At 70.5% G+C, this 2,706-nt stretch carries 3 protein-coding genes; 2 read left to right on the top strand and 1 reads right to left on the bottom strand.

What is annotated here, in order from left to right; all coding sequences use genetic code 11:
• Both COGEMETH_RS24280 and COGEMETH_RS24275 read left to right on the top strand, forming a co-directional pair.
• Nucleotides 1-356: SDR family NAD(P)-dependent oxidoreductase (locus COGEMETH_RS24280; RefSeq protein ID WP_238185240.1), on the top strand; the 356-nt coding region annotated here is incomplete at its 5' end.
• Between the two features lie 118 nt (nt 357-474).
• Nucleotides 475-840 carry a hypothetical protein gene (locus COGEMETH_RS24275; protein ID WP_238185239.1) on the top strand — a complete coding sequence of 122 codons (366 nt, stop codon included), beginning with the start codon at nt 475-477 and terminating at the stop codon, nt 838-840.
• 6 nt (nt 841-846) lie between these two features.
• On the opposite strand, the gene COGEMETH_RS24270 is transcribed toward COGEMETH_RS24275, so the two are convergent.
• A complete protein-coding gene (locus COGEMETH_RS24270; RefSeq protein ID WP_238185238.1) occupies nt 847-2,583 on the bottom strand; it encodes an AMP-binding protein in 1,737 nt (578 codons plus the stop codon).
• Nucleotides 2,584-2,706 lie beyond the last annotated feature (123 nt).

Below are 2,706 nucleotides of genomic sequence, written 5' to 3'. Positions count from 1 at the left end.
GCGCGCGCGGTGTCATCGTGAACACGGCCTCGATCGCCGCCTTCGACGGTCAGGTGGGGCAGGCGGCCTATGCCGCCTCCAAGGCGGGTGTCGCCGGCATGACGCTACCGCTCGCCCGCGACCTCGCCCGCCACGGCATCCGCGTGGTCACCATCGCACCCGGCGTGTTCGAGACCCCGATGATGGCTGGACTGCCGGAGGCGGTGCGGGCGGAACTCGGCGGCGCCGTGCCGTTCCCGCCCCGGCTCGGTCGGCCCGACGAGTACGCCGCCCTGGTGCAGCACGCGATCGAGAACACCATGCTCAACGGCGAGGTCGTGCGCCTCGACGGGGCCCTGCGCATGGGGCCGAAATAGGAGCCTCTCCGGTTCCATCGCCGCAGGCCTAACGAAATCTGAGACCGCGCCGATCCCGGTGACGTTTCGTTAACCCTGAGACCGGCATCCTGTGATCTCACACACAAAGGGTGTTGCCATGGCCCAAGCCCGCTCATCCAGCATCGACGATCCGACGCTCGATTGCCCCGTCCCGTTCGATGAGCTCGGCCGCATCTCGCGCGCCGATTCGGAGAGCCTCCCGGCCCTCGTCGACGGCATCCCCGAATCCACCCGCGCCCGCCTCGCGGTCTACCTCTACGGCCGCAGCCACACCCACGAACTGGGTATCCGGATCGCGGCCACCTGTGAGGGCACGACCCTGCGGCGCGCCGCCGGCATCGTCGGCAACGTCCTCTACGATCTGTCCCGCCGCCCCTACGCGCCGCCCTCCTACGGGTCGCGCGCCAGCGGCCCGACCCGGATCAGCCTCGCCGGCTCGAAGGCCAGCCCACACCGGGTCTGAGACCGCTCACGCGGTCTTTCCCGCGTCGTCGGCTTTCGCCTCCGCCTTCAGCTCTGGAAAGTCCGACTGCACGAAGGCGTGGCCGCGATAGGGGTCGTCGGTGGTGCCGTCGTGCTCCAGGCGGCGCAACTGCACCCGGCGGATCTTGCCCGAGATGGTTTTGGGCAGGTCGGTCACGAACTCGATGCCGCGCAGGCGCTTGAAGGTCGCAAGCCGGGCGTTGGTGAACCGGAAGATGTCGAGCGCCGTCTCGCGGCTCGGTGCGGCCCCGGCCACCAGGGAGACGTAGGCCTTCGGGATCAGGTAGCGGATCGCGTCCGGCGTCGGCACCACGGCGGCCTCGGCCACCGCCGGGTGTTCGAGCAGCACGCTCTCCAGCTCGAACGGGCTGATGCGGTAGCCCGAGGACTTGAACACGTCGTCGGCCCGCCCGACGAAGGTGAAGCCGCCTTGCGCATCCACGAAGGCCACGTCGCCCGAGCGGTAGAGGTCGCCCGATGCGCCGGCGAGCCGCCCGTGGCCGTCGTCGTAGCCCTGCATCAGGCCGGCCGGGCGCTCCGGCTCCAGGGAAAGGCAGACCTCACCCTCGCTCGCCGCGTTGCCGTCGATGTCGAGCACGCGGACCCGGTAGCCGGGGAGCGGCCTGCCCAGCGCCCCAGGCGTCACCGGCTGGCCCGGCGCGTTGGCGATCATCGCCGTGGTCTCGGTCTGGCCGTAGCCGTCGCGGATGGTCAGCCCCCAGGCTTGCCCGACGCGCTCGATCACCTCCGGGTTGAGGGGCTCGCCCGCCGCGCAGACCTCGCGCAAAGCCAGGTCCCGGCCGGTCAGGTCCTCCTGGATCATCAGCCGCCAGACGGTCGGCGGCGCGCACAGGGTGGTGACGCGGCAGCGTTCCAGCACGTCGAGCAGCGCCTTGGCGCTGAAGGGCGCCTGGTTGGCCACGAAGATCGTCGCACCCGCGTTCCAGGGGGCGAAGAACGAGGACCAGGCGTGCTTGGCCCAGCCGGGCGAGGAGACGTTGCAATGCACGTCGCCGGGCTTGAGCCCGAGCCAGTACATGGTCGAGAGGGCGCCGGCCGGGTAGGAGCGGTGGCTGTGGCGCACGAGCTTGGGCTTGGCCGTGGTGCCCGAGGTGAAATACAGCAGCAGCGGGTCGTCGGCTTGCGTTGCCGCATCGGCCGTGAAGGTCCCGGGGCTGCGCAGGGCGTCGTCGTAGGGCTGCCAGCCCGGCACGCCTGGCCCGATGACGATGCGGACCGCGCCCGCGCTGTCCACCCCTTCGAAGCGGGCCACCTGTTCGGGCCCGGCCACGATCACCCGGGGGCGCCCGCGCTCCAAGCGGTCGGCGAGCTCGTCGCCCGTCAGCAGGGTGGTCGCCGGGATCACTACGGCGCCGAGCTTCATCGCCGCCAGCATCGTCTCCCACAGGGCCGGGACGTTGCCCAGCAGCAGGAGCAGGTTGTCGCCGCGCTTCAGGCCCTGGTCGCGCAGGTGGTTGGCGACCTGGTTCGAGCGGGCGCTCATCTGCCCGAAGGTGATGTGCTGCTCCGCGCCGGTGGCCGCATCGACGATCCACAGGGCCGGCCGGTCCCGGCTCTCGGAGGCGGCGGCGAGTTCCGCGTCGAACCAGTCGAGCGCCCAGTTGAACGGCACCGGGTCCGGCCAGCGGAAACCCGCATAGGCGGCCTCGTAGTCGGTGCGGTTGGCGATCAGGAAGTCGCGGGACTCACGAAAGCTCGGCATCGGCGTCCTCTTTTTTTGGTCTATCCGCGTGTTCGATTCATAAGCTCTGCGCGAACGAGCCTGTCCACCCGCCTCTTCCTCCCCATCTCTGCGGAAGAGAGCGTCCCTCGCGTCAGCGAGGGT

The organism is Methylobacterium trifolii (genome assembly GCF_022179685.1).
Lineage (GTDB): Bacteria > Pseudomonadota > Alphaproteobacteria > Rhizobiales > Beijerinckiaceae > Methylobacterium > Methylobacterium trifolii.
Note: the sequence above shows the minus strand (reverse complement) of the source record. Positions and strands in the feature narration are given on the sequence as shown.